This is a genomic window from Aeromonas sp. 600527 (genome assembly GCF_049175415.1).
Lineage (GTDB): Bacteria > Pseudomonadota > Gammaproteobacteria > Enterobacterales > Aeromonadaceae > Aeromonas > Aeromonas veronii_A.
Genome location: NZ_JAAKVA010000015.1, coordinates 1 through 21652, shown reverse-complemented (window position 1 = coordinate 21652; position 21652 = coordinate 1). Strand labels below are relative to the sequence as shown.

The following is a 21652-nucleotide window of genomic DNA, read 5'->3' as shown; positions in this document are numbered from 1 at the left end:
TATCGAGAGCGTCTTTATGAAGAGCGTGATGAAAAAACAACTGTTGATGGGTACCGTGCTGCTGATAGCCAGCAGCCAGGTGTGGGCCGATGCGGCCAGCGATCTCAAGCAGAAGCTGGCTAGTGTCAGCCTCTTCTCTGCCAAGTTTTCCCAGACTGTCTACGACAGCAAGGGCAAGGAGTTGCAGCGCGCCAGCGGCGATCTGCTGGTGCAGCGCCCCAACCATTTCAACTGGCATACCACCTCGCCTGACGAGAACCTTATCGTGGCTGATGGCAAGGATGTCTGGGTATATGACCCCTTCGTCGAGCAGGTGACAGCCCTTAAATTGAAGGATGCGGTGCTCAATACCCCCTTCGTGCTGATCACTGGCAATGACGAAAAGCTGTGGAAGCGCTACGACGTGACCCAGCAGGGGGATGTCTACACCGTCACCAGCAGGGATCCGAGCGAGCTTATAGCCTCCTTCCGCGTCACCTTCGATCGCGACAACAATATCAGTCGTTTTGATGTAAAAGAGGCGCAGGGGCAGTGGACCGAATTTACCCTCAATAGCTTCAACCGCAAGCCGGTGCTCAAGGGTAACGAATTTGTCTTCAAGATCCCGAAGGGGGTCGAGCTGGATGATCAGCGCTGATGAGCAATCTCTCGCTGGATTTCTCGTCGGACTTTCGTCCGTTGGCGGCCCGGATGCGGCCGCAAAACCTCGACCAGTATATCGGTCAGCTGCATATCCTGGGGCCTGACAAGCCCCTGCGCAAAGCGATCCTGGCCGGTCACTGTCACTCGATGATCCTGTGGGGACCACCCGGTACCGGCAAGACCACGCTGGCGGAGCTGATGGCTCACTACTGCCAGGCGGAAGTGGAGCGGCTCTCGGCGGTCACCTCCGGCATCAAGGAGATCCGCGCCGCCATCGACAAGGCCAAAGAGAACAGCTGGCGCGGAGTGCGCACTATCCTCTTCGTGGATGAGGTGCACCGCTTCAACAAGAGCCAGCAGGATGTGTTCCTGCCTCACATCGAAGATGGCACCATCACCTTTATCGGTGCCACCACCGAAAACCCCTCGTTCGAACTCAACAACGCACTGCTCTCACGAGCTCGGGTCTATCTGCTCAAGCGACTGGAGGAGGAGGATATCCTCGCCATGCTCGATCAGGCGATGACCGATCCCCGTGGTCTCAATGATTCGGCACTCACCTTCGCCCCCGGCGTCAAAGAGGCGTTGGCCAAGGCAGTGGATGGGGACGGGCGTAAATCCCTAAACTATCTGGAGCTGTTGGCCGACATGGCCGAAACCGACAGCAGTGGGATGCGGGTGATCGACAGTGCCCTGCTCGCTGCCGTGGTGGGGGAGCACGTGGCCCGCTTCGACAAGGGGGGGGATCACTTCTACGACCTCATCTCGGCGGTACACAAGTCCATTCGCGGCTCGGCGCCGGATGCGGCACTCTACTGGTATGCCCGCATGGTGAGTGCCGGTTGCGATCCGCTCTACATTGCACGCCGCTTGCTGGCGATTGCCTCGGAAGATGTGGGCAATGCCGATCCGCGGGCCATGCAGGTGGCGCTATCTGCCTGGGATTGTTTCCACCGCATCGGGCCAGCGGAAGGGGAGCGGGCTATCGCCCAGGCGATCGTCTATCTCGCCTGTGCGCCCAAGAGCAACGCGGTTTACACCGCCTGGAAGGCAGCGCTCAATGATGCCAAAAACCTCCCTGACTTCGAGGTGCCGGTACACCTGCGCAATGCGCCGACCCGGTTGATGAGTGATCTGGGCTATGGCGCCGAGTATCGCTATGCCCATGACGAGCCGGGCGCCTATGCCGCGGGCGAGGAGTATTTTCCCCCCGAGCTTGCAGGCAAGCAGTACTATCAGCCTACCGATCGTGGCCTTGAAAAGCAGATCGGCCAGAAGCTCGATTATCTCCACGAGCTGGATCGACAGAGCCCGCAAAAACGGGGCCGATAGCCCCGCTTGTTTGTCAGCAGAATGAAAATTGGTCAGGTACCGGAATAATTGGGGTGTTTGACCCCACAAGTCGGCAAAAACGACCCAAATAGTCCCTGTTCGGGCAGGGGGGCGGTCTGCTACACTGCCCCTCTGACCCCGTTGGTTTCGGCCTGATACCATCTTCTTGATTTCGAAGGCCTGACTCTCAAGGCGACGGGGGCCAACCGATGTTAACTTCCGGATCTGTTTTTTAGCCCGTCATGATGACTCAGGCCCAGATCCCTTATTAAAAAAGTAGGTAACCCATGCTGGATCCCAAATATCTGCGCAGCGACATCGATGAAGCTGCCGCTCGTCTGGCGACACGTGGCTACGTTCTGGACGTAGCGGCTGTCAATGCTCTGGAAGAGAAGCGCAAGGATCTGCAGTCCCGTACCCAGGAGCTGCAGGCCGAGCGCAACGCCCGCTCCAAGTCCATCGGTGAGGCTGCCCGTCGCGGTGAAGATGTTGCCCCGCTCAAGGCTGAAGTGACCAAGATCAACGACGAGCTGGAGACCAGCAAGGTTGAGCTGGATGCCCTGCTGGCCCAGCTGAAAACCATTGCCGATGCCATCCCCAACCTGCCGAGCGAAACTACCCCTGTTGGTCGTGACGAAAACGACAACGTGGAAGTGCGTCGCTGGGGTACCCCGCGTCACTTCGACTTCCCGGCACGCGATCACATCGATCTGGGTGAAGCGGCCAAGGGCGTCGATTTCAAGAACGGCGTCAAGCTCTCCGGTTCCCGTTTCGTGGTGATGAAGGGCCAGATTGCCCGTCTGCACCGCGCCCTGGCCCAGTTCATGCTGGATCTGCACACCCTGCAACACGGTTACACCGAGTGCTACGTACCTTATCTGGTCAACCCGGACAGCCTGTACGGTACCGGCCAGCTGCCGAAGTTTTCCCAGGATCTGTTCAATACCGGTATTGACGGCGAAGGGGAAGAAGAGGGCAAGGTGCGCAAGTTCTCCCTGATCCCGACTTCCGAAGTACCGCTTACCAACATGGCGCGCGACGAGATCTTCGACGAGCAGGAGCTGCCGATCAAGATGACCGCTCACAGCCCCTGCTTCCGTTCCGAAGCGGGCTCTTACGGTCGCGATACCCGTGGCCTCATCCGTATGCACCAGTTCGACAAGGTCGAAATGGTGCAGCTGGTTCACCCGGAGAAATCCTGGGAAGCGCTTGAAGAGATGGTGGGTCACGCCGAGAAGGTGCTGCAACTGCTGGAGCTGCCATATCGCGTGATGGCGCTCTCTACCGGTGACATGGGCTTCTGCGCGGCCAAGACTTACGATCTGGAAGTGTGGCTGCCGGCCCAGAACACTTACCGCGAGATCTCTTCCGTCTCCAACTGCACCGACTTCCAGGCGCGCCGCATGCAGGCTCGCGTGCGTGTCGATGGCAAGCCGCAGCTCATTCACACCCTGAATGGCTCCGGTCTGGCTGTAGGCCGTACTCTGGTCGCCGTGATCGAGAACTACCAGCAGGCAGATGGCCGTATCGCCATCCCGGCTGCGCTGCAATCCTACATGGGCGGCCTGACCCACATCGGGTAAGCGCTCGTTGCAGACGACAACGCCATGGCCATGCCATGGCGTTGTGCATTCTGGCGCCGCTCAACCGTTTTTATCGTGAATAAATCTGCGTTTCCGGCGCCTCTTTGAACATGTAACACAATTTTATCAAGCATTGCGCAATCGTTTTTGTTAGACTGCGCCGCAATTTCGCAGGACATCTTTTTCTATGGTCTGGATTGATTACGCCATCATCGGCATCGTCGGTTTTTCTGCACTCATCAGCCTGGTGCGCGGCTTCGTCAAAGAGGCCATGTCTCTCGTCACCTGGTTCGTTGCCTTCTTTATTGCCAGCCACTTCTATCCTGATCTCGCCGCCTATTTTACCTCTTTCTCCGATGCGCTGGTGCGCAACGGTCTGGCCATCGCGGCCCTGTTCGTGGCAACCCTGATCCTGGGCAGCGTGGTGAACTACGTGGTGGGTCTGCTGGTGGACAAGACGGGGCTCTCCGGTACCGATCGGGTGCTTGGAGTCTGCTTCGGCGCAATTCGCGGGGTACTGATCGTCAGTGCCCTGCTTTTTTTCATGGATACCTTCACCAGCCTCTCCCAGAGCGACTGGTGGGCGGCATCCAAGCTGGTGCCGGAGTTCAAGCCGGTGATCCAGTGGTTTTTCGGGTTCATGCTGAACTCATCCAGTTTTCTTAAACAGGTATAGTGACTTCGAGGTAGCAAAGACATGTGTGGTATTGTCGGTATAGTTGGCACCACCCCCGTCAATCAGGCCCTCTACGACGCCTTGACGGTGTTGCAGCACAGGGGACAGGATGCCGCCGGGATCGTGACCATTGATAGTGGAAACTTCCGGCAACGCAAGGCCAATGGCCTGGTGAAGGACGTGTTTGAAGTGCGCCACATGCAGCGTCTGCAAGGGAACATCGGCATAGGTCATGTCAGATACCCCACCGCAGGCAGCTCAAGTGCCGCTGAAGCCCAACCTTTTTATGTGAACTCACCCTACGGCATGGTGCTGGCCCATAACGGCAACCTCACCAACGCCAAGGAACTCAAGGAGCAGCAGTTCAAGGTCGCCCGCCGCCACATCAACACCACCTCCGACTCGGAAGTGTTGCTGAACGTGCTGGCCCACGAGCTGGATCGATGTGACAAGATGGCCCTGCGCCCCGAAGATATCTTCGCCGCGGTGCGCAGAACCCATCAGCAGATCCGCGGTGCATATGCGGTGGTCTCGCTGGTGATTGGCCATGGTCTCATCGGTTTTCGTGATCCCAACGGCATTCGCCCACTGATCCTCGGTCGTCGTCAGGACGAGCAGGGCCAGGTGGAGTACATGCTCGCCTCCGAGAGCGTGGCGCTCGACGCCATCGGTTTCGAGACGGTGCGGGATATTGCGCCGGGTGAAGCCATCTACATCACCGAGCAGGGCCAGCTCTTCTCCGAGCAGTGTGCGGAGAACCCGCAGATGAGCTCCTGCATCTTCGAATATGTCTACTTCGCTCGTCCCGATTCGTGCATCGACAAGGTCTCGGTCTACGCCGCCCGCCTCAACATGGGTCGCAAGCTGGGTCAGAAGATTGCCCGTGAGTGGGAGGATCTCGACGTCGATGTGGTTATCCCCATCCCCGAGACCTCCTGTGACGTGGCGCTGGAGATCGCCCACACCCTGGATCTGCCTTACCGTCAGGGCTTCGTGAAGAACCGCTACATCGGCCGTACCTTCATCATGCCGGGCCAGACCCAGCGCAAGAAGTCGGTGCGTCGCAAACTCAACGCCATCAGCTCCGAATTCAAGGGCAAGAAGGTGTTGCTGGTGGATGATTCCATCGTGCGTGGTACCACATCCGAGCAGATCATCCAGATGGCCCGTGAAGCAGGGGCAGCCAAGGTCTACTTCGCCTCGGCGGCGCCGGAAATTCGCTTCCCCAACGTCTATGGCATCGATATGCCCACCGCCAACGAGCTGATCGCCCACGGCCGTGAAGTGGAAGAGGTGTGCAAGCTGATTGGCGCTGACGGTCTGATTTTCCAGGATCTGGAAGATCTGGAATCGGCTGTGCGGGAGATCAACCCGGATCTGCGTCACTTCGAGACCTCGGTCTTCAATGGCCACTACGTCACCTCCGACGTGGACCAGTCCTATCTGGATCACCTCAACGCCCTGCGCAACGATGACACCAAAGCGGTGCGTGAGTGGCAGGAAGGCACCAGCAATCTGGAAATTTTTAACGAAGGCAGTTAAACGTTTGCGGTTTTGCCGGATGAGATAGCGAGATGGGGGCCAGTGGCCCCCATTGTCGTTTTTGCCTCACACCGGCAGAAGGGGTAGGGGGTATCTGTTTGAAAAACATCCGTTTATCTTGCCGGATATGGGCATGGCCAGCGGGATCCGCTAGCATAGGCGGCAACATATATGATCGATACGCTTTTAAGAGACGAGAGTTCAGATGGATGATCTGCTAGCCCCCGTGCGCCAGTTCTTGCAGTGCGAAACCCCTGACGAGTGGGTGGAGATGGCGCGGGATCCTGCCCGTTTGCCAACCCTGCTCATCGATCACGCCAACTGCGAGACCAAGGCTGCACTCACTGCACACAGTCTGGTGCGCCGCTACTGCCTGCCCAAGGGCAAGCGTCATCTGCTGCCCAAGCTGGAGTTCTATCGCGAGCTGGACGCCATTCCGGAGAAGGCCGAGATCCTAGGCAAACGCAGCATGGGGGAGTCTGATCGCACCGTCTTTGCCGAGCTGGAGCGCAATCCGCTGCTGTTTCCCATGGTGCGTCTCATTCAGGAGGAGCTGCATCACTTCGAGCAGGTGCTGGAGATCATGCAGGCCCGCGGCATCGAATACGGGCCGGTGACGGCCTCCCGCTATGCCCGCCAGTTGATGCAGCATGTGCGCACCCATGAGCCGGCCACCATAGTCGACAAGATGATCATCGGCGCCTATATCGAGGCCCGCTCCTGCGAGCGTTTTGCCAAGCTGGCGCCCCATCTGGACGAAGAGCTGAGCCGCTTCTATGTCTCTTTGCTGCGCTCCGAAGCGCGCCACTATCAGGATTACCTGAGCCTGGCCGAACAGTACGCAGGGGAGGATATCAGCGAGCGGGTGGCCTTCTTTGGCAAGTTGGAAGCCGAGCTAATCTGCTCGCCGGATCCGCAGTTCCGGTTTCATAGCGGCCTGCCTGTCACATCTGACAGTTGTTGACGCACAGGGGGCAAACTACTATTGCCCTGTTCCTACTACGAGCGACAAGTAGTTACTTTTGAGCGCAATTCCCGGCCCTGAGCCGGGATCTTTTTTTCTGTCGTACCTCCTTCCTGCTTTTGGCGCTCTATGCTGAATCCCTGGCTATTTTTGCGTCTTCCCCTTGCGATGAAATCCTGTTCGATCAGCCGGTTATTGTGGTGATAAAGTGCTCATTCAGGTGGCTCACCCTTGTAGAAATGGGCGAAACCGTGTACTTTTTTGCCTTCGCAAGATTTGAATAACCAATCAATAGGAGCGTGTATGCGCATTGTTCTGTTGGGGGCTCCGGGCGCCGGCAAAGGTACCCAGGCTCAGTTCATCATGGAAAAACACGGTATTCCCCAGATCTCCACCGGCGACATGCTGCGTGCGGCGATCAAAGCGGGCACCGAGCTCGGTCTGAAAGCCAAAGCTGTGATGGACGCAGGTCAGCTGGTCTCTGACGACATCATCATCGGTCTGGTGAAAGAGCGCATCGCTCAGCCGGACTGCGCCAAAGGCTTCCTGTTGGACGGTTTCCCGCGCACCATTCCCCAGGCGCAAGCCATGAAGGACGCCGGTGTCGTGGTTGATTTCGTGCTGGAGTTCGATGTGCCGGACGAAGAGATCGTCAAGCGCATGAGCGGCCGTCGCGTTCACTCCGGCTCCGGCCGTACCTACCACGTGGTGTTCAACCCGCCGAAAGTGGAAGGCAAGGATGACGTGACCGGTGAAGATCTGGTGATCCGCGCCGACGACGAAGAGACCACAGTACGCAAGCGTCTGGATGTATATCATCAGCAGACCGCGCCGCTGATCGGTTTCTACGGCAAAGAGGCGGAAGCGGGCCACACCCGTTACGTCAAGATCGACGGTACCCAGCCGGTTGATCTGGTCAGCAAGCAGCTTGCCACCATTCTGGGCTGATCTTTGCTGTCGGCACTGTTTCCCGTGCCATCAGATAAATAAAGAGAAGGGCCCTGTCGGGCCCTTTTTGCATAATGACAGATAGACAGGAAGCCAACGTGACCACGAAAACCGGAATATTGCTGGTCAATCTGGGTACCCCAGCCGCACCGACCACCGCTGCCGTCAAAGCGTTCCTCAGCCAGTTCCTGCACGATCCCCGTGTGGTGGACCTGCCCCGCTACCTCTGGTGCCCGCTGCTCCACTTTATCATCTTGCCGACGCGCTCGCCCAAAGTGGCTAAGCTCTATCAGCAGGTCTGGACCGAGCAGGGCTCGCCGCTGATGGTGATAAGCAAGCAGCAGCGTGCTGCGCTGGAGCAGGAGCTCAAGCGGGAGGGGGTTGAGGTGCCGGTGGAGCTGGCGATGACCTATGGTTCCCCGTCAGTGAATGATGGCTGGCAGGCGCTCAAGGCCAAAGGGGTCAACCGGGTGATCCTGTTGCCGCTCTATCCGCAATATTCGGTCAGTACCACCGCCTCGGTCTTCGATGCCTGGGGCAAGGCAATGAAGAAAGAACGCAATTTGCCGGTGGTACGGCTTATTCGTGATTATCACGCCCATCCCGAATACATTCAGGCGCTGGCCATGAGCGTGCGCCGTCACTGGGAGCAGCACGGTCAGGGTGATCACCTGCTGATGTCGTTCCACGGTATTCCCGAGCGCTACGAGAACGAAGGGGACCCCTATGGTCACCAGTGTCGCCATACCGCCAGCTTGCTGGCGGAGGCGCTCGGACTTGAGGCCGGGCAGTGGACGGCCAGTTTCCAGTCCCGCTTTGGCAAGGAGGAGTGGCTCAAGCCTTACACTGACGTGACCATCGCCGGTATGCCTGCAGCGGGCATCAAGCGGCTCGATGTGATTTGCCCCGCCTTTGCGGCCGACTGCCTCGAAACCCTCGAGGAAATTCAGGTACAGAATCGGGAGATCTTCATGGAGGCCGGTGGCGAGCGGTTTGAATATATTCCGGCCCTCAACAGCGATCAGGCCCACATCAGGATGATGGTCTCGCTCATTTGCCGCGAATTGGCATGAGTGACCGGCAGTCAGTCAAACAAGGAGTCGAGTCATGGTACATATCACGCTGATATACGCAGGCCTGCTGGGGCTGCTGTTTTTGGGGCTATCTTTCTGGGTGGTCAGACGTCGTGCCCAGTTCGGGGTGATGATAGGGCAGGGGGAAGCCCCCGAGCTGCTGGCGGCGATCCGGGCCCACGGCAATTTTGCCGAGTATGTGCCATTGACCCTGCTGCTGATGGCACTGTGCGAGCTATCCGGTGCCGGTGCGCTCTGGCTGCATGCCGGTGGCACCATGCTACTGGCTGGCCGCATCCTGCATGCCATCGGCATCCAGATCCCCAAAGCCCCCAATGTGCCCCGTTTTCTGGGCACCTTGCTGTTCTGGCTCGCCCTCGGCCTCTTCTCGCTGCTGGCTCTGTTGCAGGGCATGGCGGCTGCCTGAAAACCGATGCTTTTTTATGCTATGGAACCACCCCGGACGGGGTGGTTTTTTTATGGTGAAAAGGCAAACGTTTTTCCTTGCAAGCCTTGTCTATACTGACTCCATTATTTAAACAGGGCGACTTTTCGGGGCGGCGGATTGTGTTAAAATCCCGCCCCTCTTTCCCCCAGAGCACAGAACATTGCCATGAAATTTCCCGGTCAGCGCAAGTCCAAACACTACTTCCCTGTCGACAGACGCGATCCCCTGGTTCCGCAAAATCCCCTGTTAACCGAGCTGGGCAAAGCCTACGTGGTCGGGATTGATCAGACCCTGGTTGATATTGAAGCCCATGTGGATGAAGACTTTCTGACCCGTTATGGTCTGAGCAAGGGGCACTCCGTCGTTATCAATGACGATGTAGCCGAACGGATTTATGACGAGCTCAAGGCCAACAACATGGTAGTGAGCGAGTTTGCCGGTGGCACCATCGGCAACACGGTACACAACTACTCGGTACTGGCCGATTCCCACTCCATTCTGCTGGGTGTGATGAGTCAGGATATTCGCATCGGCTGTTACGCCTACCGTTATCTGTGCAACACCTCTTCCCGCGTCAATCTGGACTATCTGCAGCCGGTTGATGGCCCCATCGGCCGTTGCTTCACCTTCATCACCGAGTGCGGCGAGCGCAGCTTCGGCATCAACGCCGGCAAGATGAACCAGCTGGATGTGCATCACATTCCGGAGGATGTGATCAAAGGGGCGTCAGCCCTGGTGATCACCGCCTATCTGGTGCGTGGTGACGATGGTGATCCGATGAAAGAGGCGGCCATGACCGCGGTGCGTTATGCCCGAGAGGCCGGTATTCCCGTGGTGCTGACCTTGGGCACCCGTTTCGTCATCGACGAAAACCCCCAGTGGTGGCGTGACTTCATTGCCGAGAACGTGACTGTGCTGGCGATGAACGAAGACGAAGGTGAAGCCCTGACCGGTATCGCTGATCCGCTCGGTGCTGCCGACAAGGCACTCGACTGGGCCGACATGGTGCTCTGTACTGCTGGTCCCATCGGCCTTTACATGGCGAGCTACACCGATGAGGACTACAAGCGCGAGACCACTCATACCCTGCTGCCCGGCGTTATCCCCGAGTTCAACATGTATGAGTTCAGCCGCCCGATGGCCCGTGCCAAGTGCCGTAAACCGGCCCGCATCTACTCCCACATCTCCCCGTATATGGGTGGCCCGGAGAAGATCAAGAACACCAACGGGGCAGGGGATGGCGCCCTTTCCGCCGTGCTGCACGACATGGTGGCGAACTCCTATCACCGGATGAATGTGCCCAACTCCGCCAAGCACATCTCCGAGTTCCTGACTTACTCCTCACTGGCCCAGGTGTGCAAATATGCCAACCGCGTCAGCTACGAGGTGTTGGCCCAGAGCAGCCCACGTCTCTCCCGCGGTTTGCCGGAGAAAGAGGACAGCCTGGAAGAGGTTTACTGGGAGCGTTGATCTCCTGAATCTGCAAGACGCCTCCATCGGGAGGCGTTTTTGCAGGCAAATGGGAGTTATCCCGGCTTTTTTCCCGGAATAACCCCAATATGCTTGAGTCCATGTCACTTTTACGACACCATTTGGCCATCGTATTGTCGCCCGACAATGCCGCAGCATCCGAAAGAAAGAGAGAATCCCATGAGCATGCTTAACGACAACCTTGACGCCAATTTCCAACTGTTTATCGAACAAGTCCGCGAGTCGGGTCAGGTGTGGGGTCTGCGCTATGGGGAAGACTGGGTCGTCTGCCGCTCCGCCGAATTTGAAGATGCCGACGTGATGCCGCTCTGGTCTGCCGAAGAGGACGCCCGTCTGCACTGCGTCGACGAGTGGGCCGATTACGAGCCGGAAGTGATCGATCTGGAAGAGTTTCTCGATATCTGGATCAACGATCTGGATGAAGATGATGTGCTGGTCGGCCCGAACTGGAACGCCGATCTGGAAGGCCAGGAGCTCGAACCCATTGAGCTGGCCAAGGCACTGGTTGAACTGGACGCCTGAAAGCGCCTCCATTGATGGCCTGAACGCACAGGCCATCGGGACAAAGACCGGCATCCGTGAGGGTGCCGGTCTTTTTTATGGTCGAATGGCCCGATTGATGAGTTAAAAGCCGATTTGCCTTTGCACCTGTCAGGGGGATGGTCCATCATCAACCTTTTGCCAAGGGAGGAGCGCCATGTTTGTATTCGACGTAACGGGAGCTGCGGGTGAGAAGGCCAGCATTCGGGTGCAGGCGCTGGATTGGGCGCAAGCCGGACCAGTGACCTTCCAGTGCGATGACGATCAGCTGGCGGTCGTACTCCTGAGCGGTTGTCGTTGCGATGCGGTGGGCTTTTTCAACCTGTTGGCGGGGTGCAAACCGCTCTATATCGAACAGTGGCTCAGCTATCTGCAAGAGAGTGGCCGCATTGGTAAATGGACCCATCATACCGAGAGTCCCGCCGATGGGGACTATCTGGCCAGAGCCGGTCTGGAGCACGATGAGCTCAATAGCCTGCTTGGCCAGGTTTATCAGGTGGCGGGGTTCAACCGATTGCAGATCAACCGTTACCTCAAAAACCGCCACAATCCCACTACACTGGCGACCCGTTACGATCAGAAGGAGCTGGAGCGTTACCGCCAGCTCAATGACATCATTCTGACCCTGTTGAAGCTGAAGCATCCTCAGTAAAGAGCCCCAGCTGGCTGATATCCGGTCGCAGCGGTTGCGGCCGGGCGATCAGATAACCCTGCAAGCCATCCACGTACATCCCCTGCAGCAGCTGTTTCTGGCCAAGCTGTTCTACCCCTTCTGCAATCACCTGACATCCCATCCGATGTGATACATCAACGATCATCCGCACGAACTGCTGGTTGGTCTGATCCTGCTCCAGCCCGGTAATAAGGGCAGGATCGAGCTTGATGTAGTCGGGCTTGAGCTCGCGAAACAGGGTAAAGGAGCCGATCCCCTTGCCGAAATTGGCGATCGCCGAGCGGCTGCCGTTGCGCCTGAGCAGCTCGAACACCCGCTTGGCCCCGGTCAGGTTGCGTTCCAGATGCTCTTCATCCAGCTCGAACACCAGATTGGCGCTGGTATTGGGATCTTTAAGCAGTTGGCGGTCAAGCCAGATCAGGAAGGTGCTGTTTTGCAACAGGTTGGGGGAGAGGTTGACTCCCCAGCGACTCTGGTTGGCGCCAAAAGCCCGGTATTGACGCATGATATGGGTAATGACCAACTGCTCCAGCCGCATCACCATATCGAGCCGCTGGGCCATGGCAAACAGGGTGTCGGTGGGCAGGGCAGTACCATCGCTGCCGCTGAAACGGGTGTAGATCTCGTTGTAGGCCAGCATGCTGCGGTGCAGGGGCAGGATCGGCTGATAAGTGAAGCTGAGCCGCTCCTGTGCCAGCACGTCGGTCAGCACGTCGCGCCAGTGGTGTTGCCCCTGCAGATCGGAGGCGCTGTCATCTTGCTGGATGGCCCAGCCGTTGATGGTTTCGGTCTGGGCGCGAGCCAGCGCCAGATCCGCTCTGGCCAGCACGGCTTCGATCTTCTGGCCGCTGCTGAGCTTGGTCAGCCCCGAGTAACCGGTGCTCTCCAGCTCGTGCTGATCCTGATAGTGATCGAAGGCCACCTTCAAATCCTGCCCCAGCAGATGGGGAGGAATATTGGCCACCGGTTGCACCAGCACGGCGAAATCGGCCCCCGAAATGCGGTAGACCTGATTGCCCGGGAAGCGGCTTACCACCCGCTTGATGAGGGCCGCCATGTCCTTGATGTAGGCATCACCAGACTGGAAGCCGCGCTGGGCGTTGATCTTGCCAAGCTCGGTGGCACGGATCAGCACCAGGGTTGCGGTCTGGGTGTCCTGATCCCGCTGCAGCAACTCGGTCATGTCGCGGCGAAATGCGTGGCGGTTGAGAAGCTGGGTCAGCTCGTCGGTGGTGGCCAGGTTGCTGAGCTCGGTCAGCTGGCGATGGGCGCTCTGCTCGGCGCTTTCGAACTGCTCTAGCAGCTGTTGCAGCACCTCCTGGGAGGCGGGCTCATCGAGTTGTGAGGGATCCCGCCCTCTGATCGCCTTGACCCAGGTGAGCTCCTGATGCTGGAGCATGCCATCCATGGTGCGGATGGCCAGCATCAACAGCAGGATCATGCCAAGCAGTGTGGTGGCCAGAATAATGGCCAAAGTGAGCGGTGTGCTCTGCAGGGCTAACCAAACTGCTTGCAGGAGCAGCAGGGGTATGGTCACTATGGTGGCGATCAGAAAGAGGGTACGTCCGAGCTTGTGAACCATCTTGTCATCCTTGAAGTGGCTGCTTTGTGGGGGAATTTTAACCAAGCTGGCGGAGCAAAGCATGCTATTCCTCGCAACTCGGTGAAAAGGGTCAATTGAGATCGGTTAAATGTGAGTGAAACCACTTTCACAGGTGCCGAAACAGGCGAAGATGAGTTGAAAATAGATCAAACAAGGCAGAGGTAAATCATGTTGTTAGAGCCCGAAAATAGTGCCAAAGCACGACAATTATTGAACCAGAGTATGGCACTGGTGCTGGCGGGTGGACGTGGTAGTCGCCTGAAGCAGTTGACTGACAACCGCGCCAAGCCTGCCGTCCATTTCGGTGGCAAATTCCGGATCATTGATTTTGTGCTCTCCAACTGTATCAACTCGGGGATCCGCCGCGTTGGTGTAGTCACCCAATACAAATCTCACAGCCTGCTGCGTCACCTGCAATCGGGCTGGTCCTTCCTGCGTTACCAGATGAACGAATTCATCGACCTGCTCCCTGCCCAGCAACGGGTGGACGAGGTGCACTGGTATCGCGGCACCGCCGATGCTATCTATCAGAACGTCGATATCATCCGTGACTACGGCCCCAAATACCTGGTGGTGCTGGCGGGGGATCACATCTACAAGATGGATTACGCAGCCATGCTGCTCGACCATGTGCGCCTTGGCGCCAAGGTGACTGTGGCTTGTATCGAGGTGCCGCGGGCCGAGGCATCCGCCTTCGGGATCATGGATATCGACGAGCAGCGCAAGATCCGCGCCTTCGTCGAAAAACCGGCCAATCCGCCCGCCATGCCTGGTTGCGAAGATCGCTCGCTGGCCTCCATGGGGATCTATATCTTCGAGGCGGAGTACCTCTACCAACTGCTGGAGGAGGATATTCACAATCAGGACTCCAAACACGACTTCGGGATGGATGTGATCCCCCGCATCGTGGAGGAGGGGATGGCATTTGCTCACCCCTTCAACATGTCCTGTGTCGGGGCGCGCGAGGGGCAAAAGCCCTACTGGCGTGACGTGGGTACGCTGGACTCTTTCTGGGAAGCGAACATGGATCTCGCCTCCGTGCTGCCCGAGCTCGATATCTACGATCAGAACTGGCCCATCTGGACCAGCCAGACCCTGACGCCACCGGCCAAGTTTGTGCAGGACCGCAACGGTCAGCATGGCATGACCATCAACTCCATGTTCTCGGGCGGGACCATCGTCAGCGGGTCGTTCGTGCTCAACTCGGTGCTCTTTACCAATGTGCGGGTGCACTCCTTCTGCACCCTCGATCAGGCCATCATCTTCCCCGGGGTCGAGATTGGCGCCGGTTGTCGTCTGCGCCGGGTGGTGGTGGACAAGGGATGTGTGCTGCCCGATGGGCTGGTGGTGGGCGAGAATGCCGATGAGGATAGCCGCCGCTTCTACCGCTCCGAGCAGGGGATTGTGCTGGTGACCAAGGAGATGCTGGACAAGCTGGTTTGAGGAAGGCCCTTGAAACTGTGTCAGACGCTGTAATGCAAAGGGAGCCAATTTGGCTCCCTTTTTCATGCTGGTGAATGGCGAGGATTACTCGCTAACCACTGCTTTAGCAGCCATCACCATGGCGGTGCCGTGCTTGCCACCGGCAGCGGTCACTTGCGGTACGCCATCTTCATCGGTGTCGCTGCCGGCACCTTCGATGATGTTCTCGCCGGAGTCACCGATCCACTCGGCCATCTGCATGCCACCGTTGACGGTGCCACGGAACCAGCTGACGTACTGACCGGTCAGCTTGGCCAGCTCCAGCTCGGGCGCCTTCTCGGCCCCTTCGTTGCGCAGGTTCAGCATGGCAGAGCGCAGGGCGCCGGAGATGGCAGCCTGGGTCCAGGGGGTGTATTCACCCTGTTTACCCACCAGCCAGGTGCCCGCTTTGGCATTGAAGTAGGCCTTGTCGGCAGCGATGAACAGCTCGCGGGCGGCAGTGCGGTACTTGGCATCCGAGGTAGCGAGGAAGGCGGCAGTCAGACCACGGATGGCGGCGAACTGCGCATCGATGGAGTGGCCGGCATCGAGTTTGCCACCTAGCGTGATGCCATCATGCACCAGCCCATTTTTGCCCTTGAGGTTGGCAAGGATGAAATCGGCCTGTTTGCGGATAAGCTCGAGCGCCTCTTGACCCTGCTTGGTCTTGAGGTTCAGCTCGCCATTGTCACCGGCGGCGTAACCGACCGGCAGCGCGTCCTGAGCGCGCTGGAAGATCTGCAGGGCGACCAGTGCGTAAGCGGCGTCAAAGGTAGTGACATGCTTGCCCTGTTTGCCTGCCTGCCAGCTGTCGACCAGGGTGCCAGCCTTGGCATCAAAGTGCAGGGCCGCCAGGTTCTTGAAGGTGAGGTTTGAGAGATTGATCGCCAGCGAGAAGGCATCGCTGCCCGCGACCGCTTTGCCCAGGTCATTGGCCTTGTTGGCAGCCGGTGCTGCGGCAAACGGCGCGCCGTCAAACACGGCGTGGAAGGCCGGGTTCTGGTTGGTGTTGGCGCTGCGCTGATCGCTGAAGGCATAGAACTCGGAGAGCGGCCACAGCATCATCCAGGCATCGCGCAGCTGGGCGGAGCCATCTACCACCTCCAGCTTGCCGATGGCACCGGCATCGTTGTTGCTGGTTTCGGTCACTTTCACCTGATGGGGGAAGTAAATCACGCCCTTGGCCGGATCGTACTGCGGGGTGATCTTGGCGCCCAGTTGCTTGCCATCGAAGCCGAGCTGGTTCTGCATGATGGCCAGCTTGTCGATGGACTGCTCGGTCAGCATCATGCCATTGAAGCCATCGGCGGCAGAGACGCCCAGCTTGTGCTTACCATCCTGATCCATGGTGGCGGAGGCGGCTTCTACCTCTTCATCGGTCTCGGCCACGTGCATGCCGCCGAGGAAGTCTTGCGACCACATCACCTCTTTGAGCAGGATGCCGCCCACGGCTGCGGGTACCAGCAGGTTGTCACTGCCGCTCCAGCGCAGGGTGCTGTAGTCACGGAAGTAGGCGGGCACCTGGGTCTTGATGGTCTTCTCGGTCCCTTTGGCGGTCTTGATGGTGATCTGATCGCCATTGACCGGAGTGGCGTTGACGGCCTGGGCAAACTCTGGATTGGCGGAGGCGTAGGGCAGGGAGAGGGGATACATGCCTTGCGGCACTTCATCGGCCGGGAAGCCGACCGCATCGGCCATGGCCAGCACCCGTTGCCCCAGAGAGGCCATGGTGCCACCACGGGCCAGGTTTTGCGGCCCGTTCACCAGATGTGGGCCCATGCCGGATTGGTAGTTGAGGGCGTACATCGCCTCTTCGGAGTATTCGTAGGATTCGATGCCGGCAGCGAAGTCGAACGGGGTCGGCTCATCGGCACGGTTGGCATCCAGCACATCCAGATCCAGCCCCAGCGCTTCGGCCAGCGGCTCACCGGAGAGCTCGAATTCGGTATAGGCCAGCATGTTGGCGGCGGTATTGAATGTCTTGTCTTCGACTTTGACGGCAGCGTTTGCGGCGCCGCTGATCAATGCGCAGGCGATCGCCTGAACCAGTACGGTTTTTCTCATGTCCCTTCTCACCATTGGTTTTATTATTGACGCTTCTCATAACGAATCTAAATGAGAATGGTCTGCATTATGCTGTGTTGACGGGGACTTGAGAAGTAAAAAACCGTCCCATTCGGCTGCACGTTAAACCGGATGTGCGCTGTCGAAGAGGACGGTTATCTGTTTATTGCGATGAAAGTGCCAGTGTGGCGGCGATCAGAGCAGCTTGAACGGGATGACCAGACGGCCCGGCTCCACCTTGAGGGCTTCGACCTTCTCCTTGATCCTCGCTTCGTTCTTGCGGCTGCTGTCGAGGCGATAGACCGGGGTCTGCGACAGGAACAGGGAAAGGGACTGATTGAAGGTGGGCAGCAGCGGGGTGAGGGCAGCCCCGATATCGGCCGGCTCGGTCTTGACCGAGACCAGCTCAAGGTCGCGCAGATAGATGGCGCCTTGATCGGCCACATAGTCCGGGCGGGCGCTCAGGGCAAAGCGGATCTTCATCTGCTGGCTGCCAAGGGGGCTGCTCACCTGCAGGTCGCCAGCGGCGTCCAGCTCGATGCGATCTGCTTGTTTGCGGCCGATACGGCTCTGCATCTCATCCAGACGGATCTTGCTCGACATGATACCGGGGATCCCCAGCTGTTTTTCAAAAGAGACCTGATCTTTGAGGTACTGGTTGATTTCGGCCTCGCTGACGTTGTACTGGGTCAAGGAGCAGGCTCCCAGCAGCAGGGCGAGGGGGAGTAACAACAACTGTTTCAACATGATGGATTCCGCTTGGGCAACTATGATGGCGCTATCTTACGCGATAACGGGCGTGGAATGAGAGCCTCATACCGTGGGAAATCACGGAGTTGCTGCATTCCCGATTGTTTTTTGGCAACCGCCGGGTTCATCATCGACGAGTGAGTGGAATAGGGCTGAGCTGTTTGCTGCGGGCATGGGTCTACGCCTTAAGCAGAGAGAAGAGAACAGAGAACGAGGAGAGCGTAATGGTTCGGATGGGCAAGGTTGGCCGCAGGGCGCTGCTGTGGCTTGGCTGCATGATGGGGCTCTGGAGCCCATCGCTGTGGGCCGAGGTGAAAGTGATCCCGGTCTTCGAGGCGCAGGCGGCGGTGCAGACCCTCAAGGAGATCTATCCCCAGCTTGGGGTAAGCGCCATGGGTAACCAGCTGGTGCTGAGCGGAACGCCAGCCCAGCTGCAGGAGGCCGAAGCCACGTTGGCGCAGATCAACCAGCCGCCGCAAAGCCTGCTTATCGAGTGGCGGGTGGATGGGGCTGCCAGCGGTCAGCAACTGGGGGGCTCAATCAGTCGCGACGAGGCCAAGCGGCAGTGGCTGCTCGATGGCAATGCCCAGCAGTATCAGCGCAGCCAGAACGACAGTTGGCAGGTGCGCGGGCTGTCGGGTCGTCCCGTGCTGCTGCAGATGGGCTCCTATCAGCCGGTGACCTTCTATCAGTGGAACGGGGGCGCCGTGGTGGGGATGATGCCGCTGGTGAATGGCCTCTATGCTACGGCCACCTTGATTGGCGATCGGGTGCAGATTGCGCTCAGCAGCGAACAGGCGAGGCTGGATCAGGGCACCATCAATCGTGGGCAGAGTGCCACCGAGGTCAGTGGAGCCCCTGGCCAGTGGCTGACGGTGGGGGAGCTCTCGACCAGCTCGGCAGATCAAGGGAGCCGCCTCGGTACCCAGCTACAGGGAGCGCGAGGCAGCCAGAGCGAGCGCCAGACCCTGCAGATCCGGGTCACCCGCCAATAAGTAATTCACCCTGTTTTGTCATGCCCGACTTTCTGGGAAACAGCCTGCTCGTAAGCATGTAGTCAACTGAGCTGGCCGGGTAGGAATCAGAGTCATCATCGAGTCGGGTTGAGACTGAGCGAAAACAGGGAATCTGGATTGCGAGCAGCCAAGGATGATGGGAAAGCGAGATACGTTTGAGGCAAACAACAGCAGATACGAAAAAGCCCAGCCAAAAGGCTGGGCTTTAGAATTTGGCTCCCTCGACAGGACTTGAACCTGTGACATACGGATTAACAGTCCGCCGTTCTACCGACTGAACTACGAGGGAAAAGTGGCTCCTCCTACTGGACTTGAACCAGTGACATACGGATTAACAGTCCGCCGTTCTACCGACTGAACTAAGGAGGAATTGCCTGTCTCGTCAAGACGGGGCGAATATTAATGACCAGGGCGACGGGTGTCAACCCGCGAATTTACCGAAAACCGGATTTTCGGACTGTTTGCCCAAAAGTTGCGCTTTGCGGTTTATTTTCAGCACAATCAGTCCCTTGCCATCACCGCCCCCAACCGGCCCAGGGGTTATTGGCTCGGTTCGCATCAACCTGATGATGCCAGCATGATGTCGCGAACGTGCTGGTAACCAGGCGAGGCTCAAATGGTAATCTTTGTGGCTAAAAGGGGGAGAGCTGGAGTCAAGATCGGCGATTTGGCGGTAAATGGGCCAAATCATGGGGCAGAGTGCTTTTCATTGATCCTGCCCATCGAAAAAATGGCCCGTCTGGAGTAAGGTTACGCAGGATACCATCGCCGCGTCGACAGCTCTGCCGGCCCTTGATGATGATCGGGCGCCGGATCTCTCCGGCCTTTATCTCCCTCTTCTGGTATTACGATATACATGCACAAGCAAGCCTCTTTAAATAGCGTGAAGCTCGCCATAGCCTTACGCCAGTCCTGTATTGATGAACCCTATAGCATGGCCCGCTTCGGCCGTGATCTTATCGCCGGTGTGACGGTGGGCATCATCGCCATCCCGCTCGCCATGGCGCTGGCCATCGCCAGCGGTGTACCGCCGCAACACGGTCTCTATACCGCCATCATCGCCGGTATCGTGATCGCCGTGACCGGTGGCTCCCGTTACTCCATCTCCGGCCCGACCGCTGCCTTTGTGGTGATCCTCTATCCGGTCGCCCAGCAGTTCGGGGTCGGTGGTCTGTTGATGGCGACGCTCATCTCCGGCCTCTTTCTGGTGGCGATGGGGATGGCCCGTCTTGGCCGCCTTATCGAGTACATTCCCCCGTCAGTGACGCTGGGCTTTACCGGTGGTATCGCCATCGTGATCGCCACCTTGCAGATCAAGGACTTCTTCGGCCTGAGCGTGCCCGAGATGCCGGAAACCTATCTGGGCAAGGTCGAGGCGCTGGCCGCCGCCCTGCCAAGCTGGCAGTGGGGCGATACCCTGGTGGGGGGCGCAACGCTGGCCGTGCTGCTGCTCTGGCCGCGCTTGCGTCTTCCTGTGCCCGGCCACTTGCCCGCGGTGCTGGTCGGGGTAGGTCTGGGTTTTGGCCTCCATTACTTCGGGGTGGATGTGGCCACCATCGGCAGCAAGTTCAGCTATACCCTGGCCGATGGCACTCAAGGGATGGGGATCCCGCCCATCGCACCAACTCTGGTGATGCCTTGGGCCTTGCCCGGGCCGGATGGCTTGCCGGTCGAATGGAACCTGGCGGCTATTGAGCGGCTGCTGCCTGCCGCCTTCTCCATGGCGATGCTGGGGGCGATCGAGTCGCTGCTCTGCGCCGTGGTGCTCGATGGGATGACCGGTCGCAAACACAGCTCCAACGCCGAGCTGGTGGGGCAGGGGCTTGGCAATATCTTCGCCCCCTTCTTTGGCGGCATTACCGCTACCGCCGCCATCGCCCGCTCTGCCGCCAACGTGCGTGCCGGCGCTACGTCCCCCATCTCGGGGATCGTGCATGCGCTGGTGGTGCTGGCCGCCATTCTGGTGCTGGCCCCCTGGCTCTCCTGGTTGCCGCTCTCGGCCATGGCTGCCTTGCTGCTCATCGTGGCCTGGAATATGAGTGAAGCGCACAAGGTGGTGGAGTTGATCCGTCGTGCCCCCAAATCCGATGTGCTGGTGCTGCTGGTCTGCCTGTCACTCACCGTCATTTTCGACATGGTTATCGCCATCACCTTCGGGGTGATTCTGGCCTCCCTGCTCTTTATGCGCGAAATCGCCAAGATGACCAAACTGCACGATTTGGCCGAGCACAAGCGCTATGCCCATGAGGTGCCGGACAATGGCTTGCTCTACAAGATCAACGGCCCGCTCTTCTTCGCTGCGGCCGAACGGGTCTTTGCCGAGCTGGAAGCGCAAGTGAAGGGGCACAAGGTGCTGGTGTTGCAGATGGAGGCGGTTTCCATCCTCGATGCGGGCGGCCTGTCTGCCTTCCTCCACTTTGGCAAGCAGATGGCCAAAGCCGGTGTCGAGTTGAGGGTGGCCGAGTTGCAGTTCCAACCGCTCAAGACCCTGGCTCGCGCCAAGGTGCGACCGCAGCCCGGCAAGCTGGAATTCTACGGTTCGCTGGAAGAGGCGCTCAAAGGTGAACATTTGCACGAAGCGGCAGTAAATTGATTGAAAGGGATACGAAACGGCATATTTTTGGTCATTTGGTTCGGATATTGAGCAAATGAACGCAAAAAGTAAAAAATTGCATTGACCAAAAGCCATCGTATCCCTTACATTACGCCCCGTCGCCGCGGCATGGTCCGCCAGCGAATGTGCAGCTCAAGCACACAAAGCAGTGAGCAAAAATTTGGTGAGGTGTCCGAGTGGCTGAAGGAGCACGCCTGGAAAGTGTGTATACGGCAACGTATCGAGGGTTCGA

Annotated in this window: 18 protein-coding genes and 2 tRNA genes; 15 read left to right on the top strand and 5 right to left on the bottom strand. The window is 58.5% G+C overall.

Annotated features, from left to right (window positions below; translation table 11 throughout):
• Nucleotides 1–28: 28 nt before the first annotated feature.
• The 12 genes from lolA (at nucleotide 29) to G5154_RS16495 (ending at nucleotide 11891) form a co-directional block, all read left to right on the top strand.
• Nucleotides 29–637 carry an outer membrane lipoprotein chaperone LolA gene (lolA, locus tag G5154_RS16550; RefSeq protein WP_421212136.1) on the top strand — a complete coding sequence of 203 codons (609 nt, stop codon included), beginning with the start codon at nucleotides 29–31 and terminating at the stop codon, nucleotides 635–637.
• Nucleotides 637–1974, top strand: coding sequence for a replication-associated recombination protein A (locus tag G5154_RS16545; protein WP_421212135.1), 1338 nt, complete (start codon nucleotides 637–639; stop codon nucleotides 1972–1974). Before lolA ends, G5154_RS16545 begins: the two co-directional genes overlap by 1 nt.
• 287 nt (nucleotides 1975–2261) lie before the next feature.
• Nucleotides 2262–3557, top strand: a complete 1296-nt coding sequence (gene serS / locus G5154_RS16540) for a serine--tRNA ligase (protein ID WP_421251416.1) — start codon at nucleotides 2262–2264, stop codon at nucleotides 3555–3557.
• Between the two features lie 187 nt (nucleotides 3558–3744).
• Nucleotides 3745–4233, top strand: a complete 489-nt coding sequence (locus tag G5154_RS16535; RefSeq protein ID WP_033115174.1) for a CvpA family protein — start codon at nucleotides 3745–3747, stop codon at nucleotides 4231–4233.
• A gap of 21 nt (nucleotides 4234–4254) precedes the next feature.
• The gene (purF, locus tag G5154_RS16530; protein WP_158113146.1) at nucleotides 4255–5775 is read left to right on the top strand and encodes an amidophosphoribosyltransferase; all 1521 of its coding nucleotides are present in this window, start codon (nucleotides 4255–4257) and stop codon (nucleotides 5773–5775) included.
• A 205-nt stretch (nucleotides 5776–5980) separates the two neighbouring features.
• The gene (gene miaE, locus G5154_RS16525) at nucleotides 5981–6739 is read left to right on the top strand and encodes a tRNA isopentenyl-2-thiomethyl-A-37 hydroxylase MiaE (protein WP_005346385.1); all 759 of its coding nucleotides are present in this window, start codon (nucleotides 5981–5983) and stop codon (nucleotides 6737–6739) included.
• Nucleotides 6740–7042: 303 nt separating this feature from the next.
• Nucleotides 7043–7687: an adenylate kinase gene (adk, locus tag G5154_RS16520; protein ID WP_005337083.1), complete on the top strand. Its 645-nt coding sequence runs from the start codon at nucleotides 7043–7045 to the stop codon at nucleotides 7685–7687.
• Nucleotides 7688–7785: 98 nt separating this feature from the next.
• Nucleotides 7786–8760, top strand: coding sequence for a ferrochelatase (hemH, locus tag G5154_RS16515; RefSeq protein WP_005359991.1), 975 nt, complete (start codon nucleotides 7786–7788; stop codon nucleotides 8758–8760).
• A 34-nt stretch (nucleotides 8761–8794) separates the two neighbouring features.
• On the top strand, nucleotides 8795–9187 hold the full coding sequence (locus tag G5154_RS16510) for an MAPEG family protein (RefSeq protein WP_421251415.1): 393 nt from the start codon (nucleotides 8795–8797) through the stop codon (nucleotides 9185–9187).
• A gap of 186 nt (nucleotides 9188–9373) precedes the next feature.
• The gene (locus tag G5154_RS16505) at nucleotides 9374–10678 is read left to right on the top strand and encodes an inosine/guanosine kinase (RefSeq protein ID WP_421251414.1); all 1305 of its coding nucleotides are present in this window, start codon (nucleotides 9374–9376) and stop codon (nucleotides 10676–10678) included.
• 180 nt (nucleotides 10679–10858) lie between these two features.
• Complete coding sequence (locus G5154_RS16500; protein WP_005337077.1) at nucleotides 10859–11221, top strand: DUF2750 domain-containing protein; 363 nt, start codon at nucleotides 10859–10861, stop codon at nucleotides 11219–11221.
• 175 nt (nucleotides 11222–11396) lie between these two features.
• A complete protein-coding gene (locus G5154_RS16495) occupies nucleotides 11397–11891 on the top strand; it encodes a hypothetical protein (protein ID WP_265776243.1) in 495 nt (164 codons plus the stop codon).
• Here the strand turns inward: G5154_RS16495 and G5154_RS16490 are convergent.
• Nucleotides 11854–13494, bottom strand: coding sequence for an EAL domain-containing protein (locus G5154_RS16490; RefSeq protein WP_421212133.1), 1641 nt, complete (start codon nucleotides 13492–13494; stop codon nucleotides 11854–11856). The two genes, G5154_RS16495 and G5154_RS16490, sit on opposite strands and share 38 nt — an antisense overlap.
• Nucleotides 13495–13683: 189 nt before the next feature.
• Between G5154_RS16490 and glgC the strand changes: the two genes are divergently transcribed.
• Complete coding sequence (gene glgC / locus G5154_RS16485) at nucleotides 13684–14958, top strand: glucose-1-phosphate adenylyltransferase (RefSeq protein ID WP_005337070.1); 1275 nt, start codon at nucleotides 13684–13686, stop codon at nucleotides 14956–14958.
• A gap of 84 nt (nucleotides 14959–15042) precedes the next feature.
• Here glgC and G5154_RS16480 read toward each other — a convergent pair whose 3' ends face one another.
• Both G5154_RS16480 and G5154_RS16475 read right to left on the bottom strand, forming a co-directional pair.
• Nucleotides 15043–17040, bottom strand: a complete 1998-nt coding sequence (locus tag G5154_RS16480; RefSeq protein WP_421212132.1) for a hypothetical protein — start codon at nucleotides 17038–17040, stop codon at nucleotides 15043–15045.
• Nucleotides 17041–17235: 195 nt separating this feature from the next.
• Nucleotides 17236–17787, bottom strand: coding sequence for a lipoprotein (locus tag G5154_RS16475; protein WP_005337065.1), 552 nt, complete (start codon nucleotides 17785–17787; stop codon nucleotides 17236–17238).
• Between the two features lie 278 nt (nucleotides 17788–18065).
• Here G5154_RS16475 and G5154_RS16470 point away from each other — a divergent pair, with 278 nt between their 5' ends.
• A complete protein-coding gene (locus tag G5154_RS16470; RefSeq protein ID WP_394374037.1) occupies nucleotides 18066–18785 on the top strand; it encodes a hypothetical protein in 720 nt (239 codons plus the stop codon).
• 234 nt (nucleotides 18786–19019) lie between these two features.
• On the opposite strand, the gene G5154_RS16465 is transcribed toward G5154_RS16470, so the two are convergent.
• Nucleotides 19020–19095: transfer RNA gene (locus G5154_RS16465), tRNA-Asn, on the bottom strand.
• A gap of 4 nt (nucleotides 19096–19099) precedes the next feature.
• Nucleotides 19100–19175: transfer RNA gene (locus tag G5154_RS16460), tRNA-Asn, on the bottom strand.
• 487 nt (nucleotides 19176–19662) lie between these two features.
• Here G5154_RS16460 and dauA point away from each other — a divergent pair.
• The gene (gene dauA, locus G5154_RS16455; RefSeq protein WP_421251413.1) at nucleotides 19663–21399 is read left to right on the top strand and encodes a C4-dicarboxylic acid transporter DauA; all 1737 of its coding nucleotides are present in this window, start codon (nucleotides 19663–19665) and stop codon (nucleotides 21397–21399) included.
• Nucleotides 21400–21652 lie beyond the last annotated feature (253 nt).